At 62.1% G+C, this 16103-nt stretch carries 17 protein-coding genes; 6 read left to right on the forward strand and 11 right to left on the reverse strand.

Annotated elements, in window-relative coordinates:
- Window positions 1-71: 71 nt before the first annotated feature.
- Window positions 72-443 (reverse strand): DUF805 domain-containing protein, encoded by a 372-nt coding sequence (locus B2828_RS16405; protein ID WP_479634855.1) that lies wholly within the window; start codon window positions 441-443, stop codon window positions 72-74.
- 138 nt (window positions 444-581) lie between these two features.
- Here B2828_RS16405 and B2828_RS16410 point away from each other — a divergent pair, with 138 nt between their 5' ends.
- The 4 genes from B2828_RS16410 to B2828_RS16425 all read left to right on the forward strand — a co-directional run bounded on the left by B2828_RS16410 (window position 582) and on the right by B2828_RS16425 (window position 4457).
- Entirely contained in the window at window positions 582-1388 is an 807-nt protein-coding gene (locus tag B2828_RS16410) for a fumarylacetoacetate hydrolase family protein (RefSeq protein WP_479634856.1), read from the forward strand.
- A 57-nt stretch (window positions 1389-1445) separates the two neighbouring features.
- The gene (locus tag B2828_RS16415; RefSeq protein ID WP_479634857.1) at window positions 1446-1904 is read left to right on the forward strand and encodes a Fur family transcriptional regulator; all 459 of its coding nucleotides are present in this window, start codon (window positions 1446-1448) and stop codon (window positions 1902-1904) included.
- Window positions 1905-1980: 76 nt separating this feature from the next.
- Entirely contained in the window at window positions 1981-2787 is an 807-nt protein-coding gene (gene larE, locus B2828_RS16420) for an ATP-dependent sacrificial sulfur transferase LarE (protein WP_479634858.1), read from the forward strand.
- Between the two features lie 191 nt (window positions 2788-2978).
- Complete coding sequence (locus tag B2828_RS16425; protein WP_479634859.1) at window positions 2979-4457, forward strand: cellulose synthase family protein; 1479 nt, start codon at window positions 2979-2981, stop codon at window positions 4455-4457.
- A gap of 331 nt (window positions 4458-4788) precedes the next feature.
- On the opposite strand, the gene B2828_RS16430 is transcribed toward B2828_RS16425, so the two are convergent.
- The 6 genes from B2828_RS16430 to B2828_RS16455 all read right to left on the reverse strand — a co-directional run bounded on the left by B2828_RS16430 (window position 4789) and on the right by B2828_RS16455 (window position 9429).
- Window positions 4789-5037 carry a helix-turn-helix domain-containing protein gene (locus B2828_RS16430; RefSeq protein ID WP_479634860.1) on the reverse strand — a complete coding sequence of 83 codons (249 nt, stop codon included), beginning with the start codon at window positions 5035-5037 and terminating at the stop codon, window positions 4789-4791.
- A 187-nt stretch (window positions 5038-5224) separates the two neighbouring features.
- Entirely contained in the window at window positions 5225-6079 is an 855-nt protein-coding gene (locus tag B2828_RS16435; RefSeq protein WP_479634861.1) for a metal ABC transporter permease, read from the reverse strand.
- Window positions 6076-6861: a metal ABC transporter ATP-binding protein gene (locus B2828_RS16440; protein WP_479634862.1), complete on the reverse strand. Its 786-nt coding sequence runs from the start codon at window positions 6859-6861 to the stop codon at window positions 6076-6078. Before B2828_RS16440 ends, B2828_RS16435 begins: the two co-directional genes overlap by 4 nt.
- Window positions 6861-7733 (reverse strand): metal ABC transporter substrate-binding protein, encoded by an 873-nt coding sequence (locus B2828_RS16445; RefSeq protein WP_479634863.1) that lies wholly within the window; start codon window positions 7731-7733, stop codon window positions 6861-6863. The genes B2828_RS16440 and B2828_RS16445 overlap by 1 nt, the downstream gene beginning before the upstream one ends.
- A 19-nt stretch (window positions 7734-7752) precedes the next feature.
- A complete protein-coding gene (locus tag B2828_RS16450) occupies window positions 7753-8139 on the reverse strand; it encodes a Fur family transcriptional regulator (protein ID WP_479634864.1) in 387 nt (128 codons plus the stop codon).
- Between the two features lie 105 nt (window positions 8140-8244).
- Window positions 8245-9429 carry a DegT/DnrJ/EryC1/StrS family aminotransferase gene (locus tag B2828_RS16455; RefSeq protein WP_479634865.1) on the reverse strand — a complete coding sequence of 395 codons (1185 nt, stop codon included), beginning with the start codon at window positions 9427-9429 and terminating at the stop codon, window positions 8245-8247.
- A 137-nt stretch (window positions 9430-9566) separates the two neighbouring features.
- Here B2828_RS16455 and icd point away from each other — a divergent pair, with 137 nt between their 5' ends.
- Window positions 9567-10835, forward strand: a complete 1269-nt coding sequence (icd, locus tag B2828_RS16460; protein WP_479634866.1) for an NADP-dependent isocitrate dehydrogenase — start codon at window positions 9567-9569, stop codon at window positions 10833-10835.
- 86 nt (window positions 10836-10921) lie between these two features.
- On the opposite strand, the gene B2828_RS16465 is transcribed toward icd, so the two are convergent.
- Window positions 10922-11119, reverse strand: coding sequence for a YXWGXW repeat-containing protein (locus B2828_RS16465; protein ID WP_479634867.1), 198 nt, complete (start codon window positions 11117-11119; stop codon window positions 10922-10924).
- Window positions 11120-11186: 67 nt separating this feature from the next.
- The gene (locus B2828_RS16470) at window positions 11187-12557 is read right to left on the reverse strand and encodes a TrpB-like pyridoxal phosphate-dependent enzyme (protein ID WP_479634868.1); all 1371 of its coding nucleotides are present in this window, start codon (window positions 12555-12557) and stop codon (window positions 11187-11189) included.
- A 276-nt stretch (window positions 12558-12833) separates the two neighbouring features.
- On the opposite strand from B2828_RS16470, the gene B2828_RS16475 reads away from it, so the two are divergent.
- Window positions 12834-14213, forward strand: coding sequence for a hypothetical protein (locus tag B2828_RS16475; RefSeq protein WP_479634869.1), 1380 nt, complete (start codon window positions 12834-12836; stop codon window positions 14211-14213).
- Between the two features lie 33 nt (window positions 14214-14246).
- Here the strand turns inward: B2828_RS16475 and B2828_RS16480 are convergent, their stop codons facing one another.
- A complete protein-coding gene (locus B2828_RS16480; protein WP_479634870.1) occupies window positions 14247-14792 on the reverse strand; it encodes a YgjV family protein in 546 nt (181 codons plus the stop codon).
- Window positions 14793-14834: 42 nt separating this feature from the next.
- Window positions 14835-16004: a class I SAM-dependent rRNA methyltransferase gene (locus B2828_RS16485; protein ID WP_479634871.1), complete on the reverse strand. Its 1170-nt coding sequence runs from the start codon at window positions 16002-16004 to the stop codon at window positions 14835-14837.
- Between the last annotated feature and the right edge of the window lie 99 nt (window positions 16005-16103).

Consider the following 16103-nt stretch of genomic DNA (forward strand, 5'->3'; position numbering starts at 1 on the left):
CACCACAGAGGGCATAGAGGCCACTGAGGGGAAGAAGCGGGGTAACCCCATTCTTTCCCGCCCTCTTGTGCCTAAACCAGGACTTGCTTCGGATTCGGGCCGAACCGGTTTTCGCTAGGCGTGCTGTCCTGCACGGTGAAAACCAGTAGCACAATCGCGCCGACCAGGGGCACGAGGCCGATAAGAATCCACCAGCCGCTGCGGTCGGTGTCATGGAGCCGCCGCACGGTAACGGCAAGGCTCGGGATCAGGACCGCCAGCGAATAAAGGCCGTTGAGCACCTTAAAACCCTCCGTGTGGAAAATCGACCCGAGCAAGGCAACAATGGCCGCCAGGACGAGGCCAATGATGAAGTTGAACAGGACAAAATACCAATATTCCTTGCGCCGGGCCCTGCCGCTGAAAACGGCGTATTTTTTGAGAACCGCGATGTACCAGTCCATAGGTTGCCTTTCTGTTGAAATCGAAACACCGCCGCTACACGGGGGTAAGAGAAGCGTGGCTCCCGGAGTTTTTACAAAGCGCCTTGGCTAAGAATAAAATCTTCCGCCCCAAGGGAAAATCCGCTTTGATGGGCCCCCGTGAAGATCCTGCGTTATCTCGATCCCAAGGGCAGCGTACAATTCGCCGCCGAGCACCCGGACGGTTCCCGCGAACGGCTTGAAGGCCGCCTCTTTGAGGGGTTCACCCCCACGGGCCAGGCGGCAGAGGTCGCCAAGCTGCTCGCCCCCGTCGAACCACCCGCTTTCTGGTGCATCGGGCTCAACTACAAGCGCCACGCCGAGGAAACCAAGGGCCAGATTCCCGAGTACCCCGTCCTCTTCTTTAAAGGCCCCAACGCCCTCCAAAACCCGGGCGACCCGATCGTACTGCCGCGCTTCCTGCCGAGCGAATCGGTGGACTACGAGTGCGAGCTGGCCGTCGTCATCGGCAAGACGTGCAAGAACGCCACCCGGGCCACCGCGCTGGACTTCGTTTACGGCTACACCTGCGCCAACGATGTGAGCGCGCGCGACTGGCAGATCTGGAAAGGCGGCGGCCAATGGTGCCGGGGCAAGACCTTCGATACCTTCGCCCCCCTGGGCCCCGTCCTCGTCACCGCCGACGAGATCCCCAACCCGAACACGCTCCCCATTCGCACGATTTTAAACGGCCAGGCGATGCAGGACTGGAACACCGACGACATGATCTTCGACGTCCCGGCGCTCATCGAGTTCCTCTCCGCCAGCACGACGCTCGCCCCCGGCACCGTCATCCTCACCGGCACGCCCCACGGCGTCGGCATGGCCCGCCGCCCGCGCGTCTACCTGAAGCCGGGCGACACCGTGACGATCGAGATCGACGGCATCGGCGCGCTGACCAATCCGGTCGAGGAAGAGAGCGTGTAGGCATCAGTTGACTCCCGTTTCCACGAGGGAGTATAGTGCGGGATGCCCCCTCAAACCATGGACTCCGATCTTCGGCAGAAAATCTACGATTTCATCGACTCCAAAGGGCTGCGTAAAACCGTCCAGCGGGAGGCGATCATCCAGGCTGCGTTCAGCACAGCACAGCATTTCACCGCCGAGGAGTTGATCGACATGGCGCGCCGCATCGAGCCGACCGTCTCGCGCGCCACCGTCTACCGCACCCTGCCGCTGCTGGTCGAGAGCAAGCTGCTCAAGGAAATCGACATCGGCAAGGACCATAAGACCTACGACCCGAATTTCGTCAACCGGCCCCACCACAACCACATCATCTGCACCGATTGCCAGAAGGTGTTCGAGTTCGAGGATCACTACATGGAGACGCTGGAGGACTGCATCTCCAAGCGCCAGGGCTTCACGCCCATCGCCAAGACCGTGCGCATCGAGGCCAGCTGCGACCAGCTGCGCAAGTTCGGCATCTGCAAGAATAAGAAGTAGGGCCTGGGCCGCATCGCCTCCTTCGCGATAAAAATCCTTTGCGCCTCGGCACCTTGGCGTGAGACCTTCTGGAGCCATGTCCGATTCTCTCACCACCAAACTGGCTGCCCTGGATTCGATCCTCCAGGCCCACGCCCCGCTGCTCATCGCCTATTCCGGCGGGGTGGATAGCACCTTCCTGCTCGCCCACGCCCGCAAAGTCCTGGGCGAGAGCGTCCTGGGCGTCATCGCCGACAGCCCCAGCCTGCCCCGCCAGCAACTGGCCGAGGCGCTGGAAGTAGCGCGCGGCTTCGGAGCCAAGGTAGAGGTCATCGCCAGCCACGAGATGGAGAACCCGGAGTACGCGAGCAACCCCTTCAACCGCTGCTACTTCTGCAAGGCCGAGCTCTTCGCCAAAATGCACCTCCTGGCCACCGAACGCCAGTTCGCCGGGCTCGCCTACGGTGAAAACGCCGACGACCCGCCCGAGGACCGCCCCGGCTCCCGCGCCGCCAAGGAAGCGGCCGTCCTCGCCCCGCTGCGCCAGGCGGGCCTGACCAAGGCGGAAGTGCGCCAGCTTTCCCGCGAACTGGGGCTCCCCACAGCCGAGGCCCCCTCGCAGCCCTGCCTGAGCTCCCGCATTCCCTTCGGCACGCCCGTCACCCGGCAGGCCCTGGCGATGGTCGAAGCCGGAGAGGCCCATTTGCGCTCGCTCGGCTTCCGGGTCTTGCGGGTACGTCACCTTGCGAAGGGGGGCGGCACGCCGCGCGCCCGGATCCAGGTGGGCCGCGACGAGTTGCCGGAGCTCTACCGCCGCCAGAGTGAAGCCGAGGCCGGACTGCTCGCCGCCGGGTACGCCGGGGTGGAAATCGACCCGGAAGGATACCGCACGGGAGCGGCGTAACTCCTTGCAAAACAGCCAGGGTAATCCCGAGTACGCCCCTCGGTAGAATTACCGACGCCGACAGAGGCCGCCCGGGGCGCTTTCAAGGAAACATCTTGACGGGGGGGGTGAAATTGTCATGATTCTGGTCCTTTCACGGCAAAGTTGTGAGGGCTTTATTACTTATGCACGGAAATCCCGGGGCGGTTTTTTTGGCTGTTTCTTACTTGTTGGTCGTGGGGGTACTCGCGCTGTACGGTTTTCACCGCTACTGCATCCTCTACCTCTACCTCAAGCACCGCAATGACGTGCCCAAACCCCAAGGCCATTTCGACGAACTGCCACGCGTCACCGTCCAGCTTCCCATCTTTAACGAGCTTTACGTCGTCGAGCGCCTTCTGAAGGCGGTCTCGGAACTCGACTACCCCCGGCACCTACTCCAGATTCAGGTGCTTGATGACTCCACCGACGAGACTTGCGTGCTGGCGGAATCGGGGGTCAAGGCCCTCTGCGAACAGGGTTTCGATGTTGCGTACATCCACCGGGTCGACCGCACGGGCTTCAAGGCGGGCGCTCTGGAACACGGCATGGCCACCTGCAAAGGCGAGTTCATCCTGATCCTCGACGCCGATTTCGTGCCAAAACCGAACCTGCTGCTCGACACCATCCACTACTTCACCAACCCGAAGGTGGGCATGGTCCAGAGCCGCTGGGGGCACATCAACCGCGACTACTCTCCCCTCACCCGCATCCAGGCGATGTTCCTGGATGGCCACCTCGTCCTGGAGCAGACAGCGCGCAGCCGGGCCGGGCGGTTCATCAATTTCAACGGCACGGGCGGCCTCTGGCGGCGCTCCTGCATCGCGGCCTCCGGCGGCTGGCAACACGATACGCTGACCGAGGACCTGGACCTGAGCTACCGGGCGCAGCTCGGTGGCTGGAAGTTCCTCTTTCTGAAGGATTTGATCACCCCGGCGGAGCTTCCCGTGGATATGAACGGCTTCCGCTCCCAGCAGCACCGCTGGACGAAGGGCTCCATCCAGACCTGCAAGAAGATCCTCGGCACGGTCTGGCGCAGCAAGTTGCCCCTCCTAGTGAAGCTGGAGGCGACGGTCCATCTTACCTCCAATTTCGCCTACCTGCTGCTCGTTTTCCTCTGTGTGTTGCTCCAGCAAGCGCCCCAGTCGAGCGAACTGCTGGCGGGCCCCTGGCGGGCGGTGCTTTTCGACGTGCCGGTGTTCGTGCTGGCCTCCCTGTCGGCGGCGGTGTTCTACGCCGTGGCCCAGCGGGAAAACGACGGCAAGCGCTGGTACAAGGAGCTGATTTACATGCCCCTCCTGCTGGCGCTCGGCATCGGAATGTCGGTAAGCAATGCCAAGGCGGTGCTGGAGGCGGTTTTCGGTCACGAAAGCGAGTTCACCCGCACGCCGAAGTACGGCATCGAGCGCAAAAAGCAGCGTTGGAATGCGACCAAGTACCGGTCCATTAAGAGCCTGCTACCGCTCGTCGAGCTTGGTTTCGCGGTCTACTTCACTTACTTCATGGTGAACGCAGCCCGCGAGGGCCAGTGGTTCTCGCTCCCGTTCCTGGCGCTCTTCCAGGGGGGCTTTGCCTACGTTTCCTGGTCGTCGATCTCCCAATGGCTGCCCCGCTGGGAATCCCGTACCGGCGATGAGGCCGTGACGGCTTAGGTCTTCACCACAGATTTCCATGCCCCGCAGGGGGGGGAACCACGCGGCATGAAAAAAGAGGGGGAATAATTGATACTCACGCAAAGGCGCAAAGAAAGGCAGGACTCTTTGCGCCTTTGCGTCTTTGCGTGAGTCCTCTGCCTTTTTTATAGGGCACCTATTTTCGAGTCAGAGGACACAGAGGAAAAGGCAGAGGCTTTTAGGGGGCGCTCGCTTTTCCACTCGTTCCCTACTACCTCCCCTCTTGTGCCCAAACTCCATTTGGGCACACACTTGAACCCGCAACTCCATTGCGGCAATCGAGTTGCGTCCCCCCCTTACGCTCGCCCAACTAGAGCCCGGCGTTTTTGAGTAGCAAAGAAGCGCTGGTGCCTAGGGATCGGCCAATTTGATCCAGCGTGGAGACGCTCACTTCATATTCTCCGCGTTCCAAATTGCCGATATAGTTTTTGCTCAGGCCGGATAGCTCCGCAAACCGTTCCTGCGATAGGCCGAGTGCTTTGCGCTGGACGCGGATTTGATTGCCTATCGCTAGCGCAATTTTCGATTTTTTAGCTAAAGCCAACTTCCGTCGCGGCATGAGGTTCCAAGCGTAAGGAAGATGTCGGCTTAACTCGACCAAGCATGCTTTGTTTTTTCTTGGTGTTAATCTTACTTTGGCAAATGATTATTCCCCGGCAGCAGCTTCTCCTATAGCTGCGTCCTGAGGCCCTGGCCCCACTTTCCTTGTGCGAATCGGCACAGGGAACGTGGATGGGCGGCAGCCGCTACGCCCGGCTTCCGAATTCGATCCGGGCGGCTTTAACCCCCAGCGTCACGACGTAGCAGGCCATCATCACCAGGACGATGGTCGCGCCGGTGGCGGTATTGGCATAGTAGGAGCCGATCAGCCCGGCCACGCCGGAAAAGACCGCGATGCCCAAGGCCACGCCGACGTACTGGCGAGCGTTGCGGGCGATGTTGCGGGCCCCCGCCGCCGGGACGATCAGCATGGAGTTGACGATCAAGATCCCCACCCACGTCAGGTTCATGGTAACGACCATCACCACCCCGGCGCAGAAAAGCATCTGGGCCCACCACGTTTTCATCCCCCGGCTGCGGGCCAGCGACTCGTTGAGGCCGATGAGCAATATGCGGTTGTAGCCAATTAAGAGCCCGCCGCCGACGATCACGGTGGTGACGAGCAGCTGCGCCACGTCCTCCGGCGTGATGCTCAGGATATCGCCAATGAGGTAGTGGCTGAATTTATTGAAATTCCCCCCGCGAGAGAGGAGCACGACGCCAAGGGCGATGCTCACCGACATGCAAAGCGAGATCACCGTATCCATGGAGGAGCGGGTGAAGCGCTGGAGGGAGATGATGCCGAGGCCCAGCACGAGCGAGAAGCCCAGCAGCGCCCAGAGCGGATCGGCCAGGCCAAGCAGCACGCCCAAGCCCACGCCGGTCAGCGAGGCATGGCCGATGGCGTCGGAAAAGAAGGCCATGCGGTTATTGACCACCAGCGTGCCCATCAAGGCAAAGAGCGGCGAGACGATCAGCACGGCCAGCAGCGCGGTGCGCATGAAGCCGAACTGCGCCCACTCGAAGGGAAGGTTGGAAATGATCCAGTGCCAGGTGTTCATGAGGCGGTCTGCGGAGGAGGAGGCGGGACGTCGAGGCCAAAGGTACGGCGCACCTCGGGATGGGCGATGACTTCAGCCGGGGTGCCCGAGGCGACGATCCGATGGTCGAGGAAAATAACGCGGTCGGAAACGGCGGCGACGCCCGCGAGGTCGTGCGAGACCATCAGGATGGAGAGGTCGAAGCGGCGGCGCAGGTCGGAGACGGTCCGGTAAAACAGCTCGCGCCCGGGAAGGTCGATGCCGGAGACCGGTTCGTCCAGCAGGAGCAGGTTCGGCACCGGGGTCAGCGAAAGGGCCAGCAGGACGCGCTGCAATTCGCCGCCGGAGAGCTCGCCGAGCTTCCGGTCGCACAGGTGCCCGGCCTCGACGGCTTCAAGCGCCTCGCGGGCCGTCGCCCGGTCCCGGCGGCGGTGCCACAGAACCACGGGCCAGCGGGAGAGGACACTGGAAAAGGCGTCCTGCACGCTGATGGGCGAGAAGCGGTCGAACTCCAAAAACTGCGGCACGTAGCCGATGGCCGGGGCGTCCTCGCGCCCATGGCCGAAGACGGGCAGGAAGTGGATCTCGCCCGTGTGGGGCACCTCGCCCAGGAGGGTCCGGAGCAGGGTCGATTTCCCCGCGCCGTTGGGGCCGACGAGCGTGGTCAGCTCACCGCAGTGGAGGTGGAGCGAGACGTCCTCCAGAATGCGCTGGCCGCCGAACGCGACGCCGACGTTGACCAGTTTGGTACAGCATTCGCCGCAGGGGTGCCGGGCCAGGCCCTTGTGATGATCGTTCTCCATTATTTTTTCAGAGCCCCGGCGAGCACTTTCAGGTTGGCTTCCATGGCTTTGATGTAGGAGTCGCGGGCCTGGGCGGGATCGCGCGGGCCGGTAACCGCAGGGTCTAGAATGCCGACGGGGATGCCGGTTTCGCGGTGGATCACCTCGGCGCTCTTGGCCGGGTATTGCGGCTCGGCAAAGAGGGCGCGCACGTGGTGCTTGCGGATGGTCTTGATGGTATCGGCCAGTTCCCCGGCGCTCGGCTCGGAGCCTGGTTCGCGCTCGATGACGGCGGCGATGTTGAGCTTAAACTCGCTGGCAAAGTACGGGAAGGCCTCGTGGAAGGTGATGATATCGCGGTCCTTAAGGCCGTCGAGCGCAGCGTGCATTTTCTGCCGGAGGGCTTCGAGCTTGAGGACGTAGGCTTCGCCGTTGGCTTTGTATTCGACGGCGTGGAGCGGATCGACCTCGGCGAGCCCGGCGGCGACGGCCCGGGTCTCGGCTATGGCTCCGCTGACGCTGACCCAGATGTGCGGATTGCCGTTGTCAATGAGGGGGAATTTCTTGCCCGCCTCGATGATTTTCAGCCGAGGCGACTGGAGGAGCGCCTTGGCCAGAAAGTTCTCCATGCCCGCGCCGTTGGCGACGAAAATGTCGGTGCCCGCGAGCGTTTTCAGGTTGCCCGGCGTCAGCGAGTAATCGTGGAGGCAGCCGGTGACGGGCTCGGTGAGGCACGTGACCTGGACGTTCGGGACGTCGCCGACGACGTTGAGCGTGATGACGTACATCGGGTAGAAGGAGGCGACGATGCGCAGCGGCGGCTGGGCGGCCCGGGTCACGGTGACGCAGAACAGGAGCGCGAGGCAGAGAAGGAAAATGGGGAAGCGTTTCATCGGTATTGAGTGTTGGAACTTAGGATTTGGATGAATCAACGGCGCAGGATGAGCACTCGCCGTAGAGGACGATTTCGTGTTGTTTGACGCGAAAGCCCTGGGGGGCCAACGATTTGACGCCGCGAACGCACCCGATCAGATCGAAGAGGCGCTTGCAGCTCTGGCAGACGAAGAAGTGGTGATGATGCCGGGCGGCGCTCTCGTAATGCGGCGCAGCCCCGGGGACCTCGACTAGGCGAACCTGCCCGTCTTCGAGGAATTGCTTGATGGCCCGGTAGACGGTGGCGATGCCGAGCGAGGGAAGATCGGTGCGAGCCCGCTCGCAAATCTCCACCGGAGTCAATGGCCGGTCCGCTTTCTCAAAGATGGAGGCTAATACCCGCTTTTGCTGTGTCAGGTAGATCATCGGGGACAAATTTAGGCCGATGATATTGAGAGTCAACTATCAATTTAACGGTTTTTAAAGGGCCCGCTTTTCTTTTCAAGGGGCCTGGGCGGCGAGGAGCCTCGCTTACTTATAAAACCCGGCGATCCCCTCGACCACGGCGTGGATCTGCTCGGGCGTCAGCTCGGGGTAGATCGGCAGGGCGATGGTTTCCTTAGCGGCGCGCTCGGCTTCGGGGAGATCCCCTTCTTCATAGCCAAGGTACGCGAAGCACTCCTGCATATGCAGCGAGAGCGGGTAGTAAATGGCGTGGCCGATCTGCGCTTTGGCGAGGTGCTCGCAAAGGCCGTCGCGGTCGGGCACGCGAAGGATGAACTGGTTGAAAATATGGTGGTTCTTGAGCCCGCTATCGGCATACGGCTCGAAGGGGAGCGTCACTTTTTCGCACAGGCCTGCTTTGGCGAATTCCTCGTGGTAGAGGGCGGCGTTGCGGCGGCGCTGGGCCGACCAGGCGTCGAGGTGCGGCAGTTTGATGGCCAACACGGCGGCTTGCAGGGCGTCCAAGCGGAAGTTGCCGCCGATCATTTTGTGGTAGTAGCGGCGTTCGCCCCCGTGGTTGCGCAGGGCGCGCAGGCGGTCGGCCAGGGCGGCGTCTTTGCAGACGACCATGCCGCCGTCGCCAAAGGCCCCTAGGTTCTTCGACGGGAAGAAGCTGTAGCAGCCGAAGTCGCCCATGGCTCCGGCGCTTCCCTTGCCGTTGCGGCCCGGGAACTCGGCTCCGAGCGCCTGGGCGGAATCCTCAATCACCGGGAGGCCGTACTGCGAGGCTACTTCCAGGATGCCGTCCATGTCGGCACAAAGGCCGTAGAGGTGCACGGGCATGATGGCCCGGATTGTCTTGCCCGCATGGCTGACCGGCTGGCCTTGGGGGTTCTTTTTACAGCCTTCCAGGTAAGCGCGCAGGGCGGGCACGGAGAGGTTGTAGGTTTTCGGATCGATGTCGATGAAAACGGCGTCCGCACCGACGCGGGCGATGCTCCCGGCGGTGGCGAAGAAGGTGTACGGGGTGGTCACGACCGCGTCTCCGGCCTTGACGTCCAGGGCCATGAGCGCGATGAGGAGCGCATCGGTGCCGCTAGTGACGCCGATGGCGTGGTTGGCCCCGGTGTATTCGCAAATGGCCCGCTCGAACGCCTCGACCTTCGGCCCCCCGATGAAATACTGGGAGTCCATGATTTGATCCACTTCGGCGCGGATCTGTTCACGAAGGGTCACGTACTGCTGCTTGAGGTCGAGAAGAGGGACTTGCATGATGAAAAGACAATTTTGGCAGGGAGGCCGGGCCCTGGCAATCGCGGAATGTCGCGGAATGGTGAGAATTTGGGTTCGACTTGGCCGCCCGCCTTCTGTTCTAATCCCGCCCGGGCTTTTAACTTTTGTACCTTTCTATGGCATACCAAGACGTCACCCCGCCCGCCGGGGAAAAAATCACGATTCAGAACGGCAAACTGACGGTTCCCGACCATCCCGTCGTTCCCTTCATCCGCGGCGACGGCACGGGCCCGGACATCTGGGCGGCGGCCGAGCGCGTGCTCGACGCGGCGGTGGCCAAGGCCTACAACGGCTCGAAGAAGATCGCCTGGTTCGAGGTCTTCGCCGGGCAGACGGCCAAGGATAAGTTCGACAACTGGCTCCCGGACGACACGGTCAATGCGTTCCGCGAATACCTGGTCGGCATCAAGGGCCCGCTGACCACGCCTGTCGGCGGCGGCATCCGTTCGCTCAATGTGGCGCTGCGCCAGATGCTCGATCTCTACGTCTGTTTGCGCCCGGTGCAGTATTTCGCCGGGGTCCCCTCGCCGGTCAAGCACCCGGAGCGGGTCAATATGGTGATTTTCCGCGAAAACACCGAAGACATTTACGCGGGCATCGACTGGCCCGCCGGTTCGTCCGAGGCAAAGGATTTACTGACCTGGCTCAAGAACCGCTGTCCGAAGGACTTCACGAAGGTCCGTTTCGGCGAAGAAGCGCCGGAGTTGATCGGCGTGGGCGTGAAGCCGGTTTCCAAACCGGGCACGGAGCGCCTCGTGCGCGCGGCGATTGAATACGCCATCGAGCAGGGCCGCAAGAGCCTGACTTTTGTCCACAAGGGCAACATCATGAAGTACACGGAAGGGGCCTTCCGCGACTGGGGCTACGAGGTGGCCAAGAACGAGTACGGCGCGGAGGAGATCGACGGCGGCCCGTGGTGCAAGATCCCCGAGGGCAAACGCGGCGCGGGGCTGGTGTTTAAGGATATGATCGCCGACATCACGCTGCAAAACGTGCTCATCCGCCCGCAGGATGTAGATGTGATCGCGACCTTGAACCTTAATGGCGACTACCTCTCTGACGCTCTGGCGGCCCAGGTGGGGGGCATCGGCATCGCTCCCGGCGGTAACATTAACTACGTGACGGGCCACGCGGTGTTCGAAGCCACGCACGGCACGGCGCCCAAGTATGCCAACCGCGATATGGTGAACCCCGGCTCAGTGGTCCTCTCCGGCGAAATGATGTTCCGCTACCTCGGCTGGAACGAAGCCGCCGACCTGATCCTCAAGGGGATCAACGGGGCTATCGCCTCCAAGCGCGTGACCTACGATTTCGCCCGCAACATGGAAGGCGCAACCGAGATCAAGTGCTCGGAATTCGGCACCGAGATCATCAAGCACATGTAAGCGCGGCGCTGACCCGAAAATTTAAAAAGGCACGAGAGCATTTTCGCTTTCGTGCCTTTTTTGTTAAAGCCGATTGGCCTGCGCGTTTACCGCCAGCAGCCGCGCACCCACACCCAATGGTGGCGCCGCCATACCCACTCGCCGGGAACCCATACTGCGGTCCGGTAGGGAGCCGGGCCACGCCGCTCAATCACCACCTCCGGCCGAGCAGGACGGGCAACGACAATACAGCCGGTAAACAAGGAGGAGGTGAGGATGAATAGAAGTAAAAGACTGGTTTTCATGAGTATTGAACTCAAGTAAGACGCCCCAGCCTCAATATTATTCACGGGCTTGTGAAAAGTCCGCTTCCTACACGTCGCCCACGTTGGGGAGCCCGGCGAGGGCCATGGCGATCTCTTCTTCCGGGTAGGCGTAGTTTTGCAGCTTGCCCCCGATGAAGTCGAGGTAGGCCATCATGTCAAAGTGGCCGTGGCCGGAGACGTTGATCAGGATGGCGCGGGAGATCCCCTCTTCTTTGCACTTGAGCGCTTCGCGGATGCCCGCGGCGATGGCGTGGTTGGACTCGGGCGCGGGGACGATCCCCTCGGCCCGGGCAAACTGAACGCCCGCGGCGAACGACTCCAGCTGAGCGACCGTCGTGGCCTCGGCCAGCCCTTCCTCGACGACCTGGCTGACCAGCGGGGCCATGCCGTGATAACGCAGGCCGCCCGCATGGAAGCCCGGCGGAACGAACGTGCTCCCCAGAGTGTGCATCTTGGTGATCGGGGCCAGGTGGGCGGTGTCGCCGTAGTCGTAGGCGTAGCGGCCCCGGGTGAGGCTCGGGCAGGCCTCGGGCTCGACGGCGACGATGCGCAGCGGTTGGCGTTCGCCGCGCAGGACTTCGCCAATGAACGGGAAGGCCATGCCGCCGAAGTTGGAGCCGCCGCCGGTGCAGGCGATGACGATATCCGGCTCGTCCTCGGCGAGCTTCATCTGGAGGGCCGCCTCTTTGCCGATGACGGTCTGGTGCAAGAGCACGTGGTTGAGCACGCTGCCGAGGGCGTACTTGGTATCCGGGTCCTTGGCGGCGACTTCGACGGCCTCGGAAATGGCCATGCCGAGCGAACCGGAGCTTTCCGGGTTCTTCGCCAGCAGCGCGCGGCCCGCCTCGGTGGTCGGGCTGGGGCTGGCGGTGACTTTCGCGCCGAAGGTCTCCATGATGGCGCGGCGGTAGGGCTTCTGGTTGTAGCTGACGCGCACCATGTAGACCTCGCAGGCGAGGCCGAAGAAGTTACACGCCATGGCCAGCGACGAGCCCCACTGGCCCGCGCCGGTCTCGGTGACGAGCCGTTTGACGCCCGCGACCTTGTTGTAATAGGCCTGCGCGATGGCCGAGTTCGGCTTGTGCGAGCCCGCGGGGCTTACGCCTTCGTATTTGTAGTAAATGCGCGCAGGGGTATCGAGGGCCTTCTCCAGGCGGCGGGCCCGGAAGAGGGGCGAGGGCCGCCATTGCTTGTAGATTTCGCGAACCGGCCCGGGGATCTCGATCTCGCGCTCGGTGGAAACCTCTTGCGCAATGATGTTCTCCGGGAAGATCGGGAGCAAGTCGGCCGGGGTGATTGGCTCGTGCGTGGCGGGGTGAAGGACGGGAGCGGGGGGATTGCGCAGATCGGCGGCGAGGTTGTACCAGGTGGTCGGGATGTCCGATTCTTGCAGCAAATACTTGATTTGGTCGTTCATACGGGAAAGGGAAGGCGGATTAGAGCATTTGCGGCAAAGAATTTCCAGTAAAGAGAAGCCGGAGACAAGCGGGGCCGTCAAGTCCTACATTTTGGAACACTGAAGGCTACATTCGTGTAGTATTTTTAACGTTTTGTCGTAAATACTTTACGCGCCCAACTAAGGAAAAACACTGATTTCCCTGTCAGGCAATGCATTATGGCGTTTGGCACGGCGTCTGCTAATTGCCGAACGTCGGTTTTCCAACCCAAAACCCTCTACACAACAACCATACAAATGGACCCACTAAAACCTGCATGCCACCTGCCTGTCATCCTGGCTATTGCCCTCTCCTCTCCCGTATTGGCGGGAGACGCAGCGAGCAAAACCAGCGTCCAAACCGCCCCGGTCATCTGGGAAAAGCCCGCCTGGCTCACCGACCTCTCCGTAAGCGTCCGTGAAAGCTACGACAGCAATGTCTACGCCGCCGGAGCCGACTCCCGCTTCTACCCGGCCACCTGGCCCTCGAACCTGGACGTCGCCCTGAAAAACCGCCCCTCCTGGGTCACGACGATTTCGCCCAAGGTGGGCGTGGATCTCGCGAAGCTCTGGAATGACGGCGGCTGGATCAAGACGCTGGCCTTCGGCTACATGCCCGACATCGTCCAGTACCACAACCAGTCCAGCGAGGACTACACGGCCCACCGCTTCACGACGGTGCTCAAGACGGACAACGGCGCGGTGAAGGCGAATATCGACAACGCGTTCACGGCCATCGACGGCAGCCACGACGGGCTGATCTACCCCGGCGGCTACAGCTCGTTCTGCAACAGCACGACGCGCGAACGCCGCGACCAGGTGCAGGACCGCTTGAAGGCGACGGTGAAGTTCGATTCGGACACCGTCTTCGTGCGCCCCGCGCTCTCCTTGCAATACTACAACCTCGACACGACGTTCCTGAACGTCAGCAAGACGTACAACTACATGAACTACGTCGACCGCTATGACATCAACGGCGGCGCGGACGTGGGCTACTACCTCAATAAGAACAACGCCCTGACCCTCGGCTACCGCTACGGCCACCAGTACCAGCAGGCCCTGCCGTGGGACGCCCAAAACTCCACCAACGACTACCAGCGCATCCTGGCAGGCTACGAAGGCAACCCGGTCAAATGGCTGAAGGTCGAGGCGCAAGTGGGCCCGCAGTTCACCACCTACACCGATCTGCGCCCGTATAATAACGGCATTAAGGCCGACGGCCTCATCGACACGAACCCGACGGATGTTTACGCCGAAGGCAGCGTGACGATCACTCCGACCAAGAGCGACGTCCTGGTGTTGAAGTACAAGCGCTGGAACTGGGTTTCGAGCACGGGCAAGAATGCCTACATGGACAGCCAGATCGACAGCAGCTACCGCCATCAGTTCACCAAGAAGCTGCAGCTCCAGCTCGGCTTCCGGGTGTCTCAGTCGGACTACAAGCCGACCACCTACCGCAACGACTGGCTCTACACTACATCGGCCGGGTTCAAATACGCCTTTACCAAGAACCTCACCGGTGAAATCGCCTACGTCTGGGACCAGGACGCCAACGACCAAGTCTACGGCATCACCAACCCGACGACCCGCAACTTTGAGCGCCAAGTGGTCTCCACGGGCGTGACGTGGGCGTTCTAAAAAAGACGCTTTAAGGCAACGGAGCCTGGGCAGCTAGGCTTCGAGTTCAACTTCCGGGGGCGGAGCGATCCGCTCCCGGTTTTGTTTTTTCAGGTCCAGGATGAGCCGGGCCATGGTGGAGAGATTCGCGCTCCCGATGACCAGCTCCAGGGCGGTGCCGCCGATGGAGCCGCTCAGGATGTTATTTGTGAGCCAGCAGACGGTGCCGATGAAAAAGCCGACGCGCATCGGGATGCCCTTGAGGCAAAAGACGGCGTAGGTGGCGACCGATGTGCCGACGATGGGGATCCACCCCGAGGGGTGCTTGGCGATGGCCAGGCCAAAGGCCACATTGAGGCTGATGAAGAAGGCGGCCAGCCAGGGCGAGCGGAACTTGATCGACAGAAGCGAACGGACGCTGGAAATCGCCGAGCTGGTCGACGCGGGCGGCACGCCAAGCATGGCAAAATGGATGGCGTAGGCGATCGACTGGACTCCGTTGAAGAATTTAAGGCGTTTGTCTTTTTTCTGGAGGAACGCGGTCGTGCCAAGCACGAAGGCGACGTATCCAAAACACTGAGCTGGTGAAAAAACCTGCATTTTCCACCCACTAGACACCCATTATCACCCAGGCGCGAGTTTTTATCTACCCGGAGCCAGTTCGAAAAGGTAGCCGCGCAGGTACTCGGTCTCCGGCAAATTCAAAATGACGGGGTGATCGGCGGCTTGGCCGAAACGGACGAGCTGGCGCAGCGTTTTCTTCGCATCGACGGCGGCATCGGCGATGACGTCCCGGAAAAGCTCGTCGTTGACGTGGTGGGAGCAGGAGAAGGTGGCCAGCATGCCGCCGGGGGCGAGGAGCTTGAGGGCGCGGAGGTGGATTTCTTTGTACCCGCGCAGGGCGTCGCCGAGCTTTTCCTTGGATTTGGTGAACGACGGCGGGTCGAGCACGATGAGGTCGTACTGGGCCCCGGTGCGCTCCTGTTCCTTGAGGTCATCGAAGACGTTGGCGGCGATGGCATCGACGGCCAGGCCGTTGCGGGCGGCGTTCTGGCGAATGAGATCCACGCAGTCGGCGCTGATTTCGACGGCCCGGACGCTGGCGGCCCCGGCTTTGGCGCAGGCGAGGGCGAAGGCGCCCTGGTTGGAGAAGCAGTCGAGCACGCGTTTCCCGGCAGCCCACGGGGCCACGCCCGCGTAGTTGTCGAGCTGGTCGAGGTAAAAGCCGGTTTTCTGGCCGTGGAGGAGGTCGACCTCGAATTTCAGGCCGAGGACTTCGATGGGCACCGCGCCGGGCACTTCGCCCAGGAGCACGCCGACGGTGGGCTCCAGGCCCTCGGCGCGGCGAATGGGGGCGTCGTTGCGCTCGACGATGGCGCGGGGGGCGCAGACTTCCTTGAGGGCGTCGACGATGAGCCCTTTGCGCTGGTCCATGGCCAGGGTGAGCGTCTGGAGGACGAGGTCGTCGCCGTAGCGGTCGACGATGACGCCGGGGAGGCCGTCGCTTTCGCTCCAGATGATGCGGCCCAGGCGCGGGTTGATGCCCCGGCGCTGGCGGTATTCGAGGGCCTGCCGGACGCGGCGGATGAAAAAGTCGGCGTCGAGGTCCTGCCGCTGGCGCGAGAAGCGGCGGGCGACGATCTGGGATTTGGAGTTGTAAATGGCCGAGCCCAGGAGCCGGTCCTTGCCGTCCTTGAGCGAGACGACGGAGCCGTCCTCGGGGTTGCCGAACGTTTTGAGGACTTCGGAGAAGTAGACCCATTCGTGGCCGTGAAAGAGGCGCGAACGGGGACGAATGATGAGGCCGGCCATATTTTTAGAAAGAGCTAGAGACGGGGGGGGACGCGGAGAAAAGAAAAAAAACGGCCAGGGTGGAGGGGTTACCACCGCTGGCCGGAAATGATGATAGGT

It is taken from the genome of Spartobacteria bacterium UBA695, from assembly GCA_002298145.1.
Classification (GTDB): Bacteria; Verrucomicrobiota; Verrucomicrobiia; order Chthoniobacterales; family Chthoniobacteraceae; genus UBA695.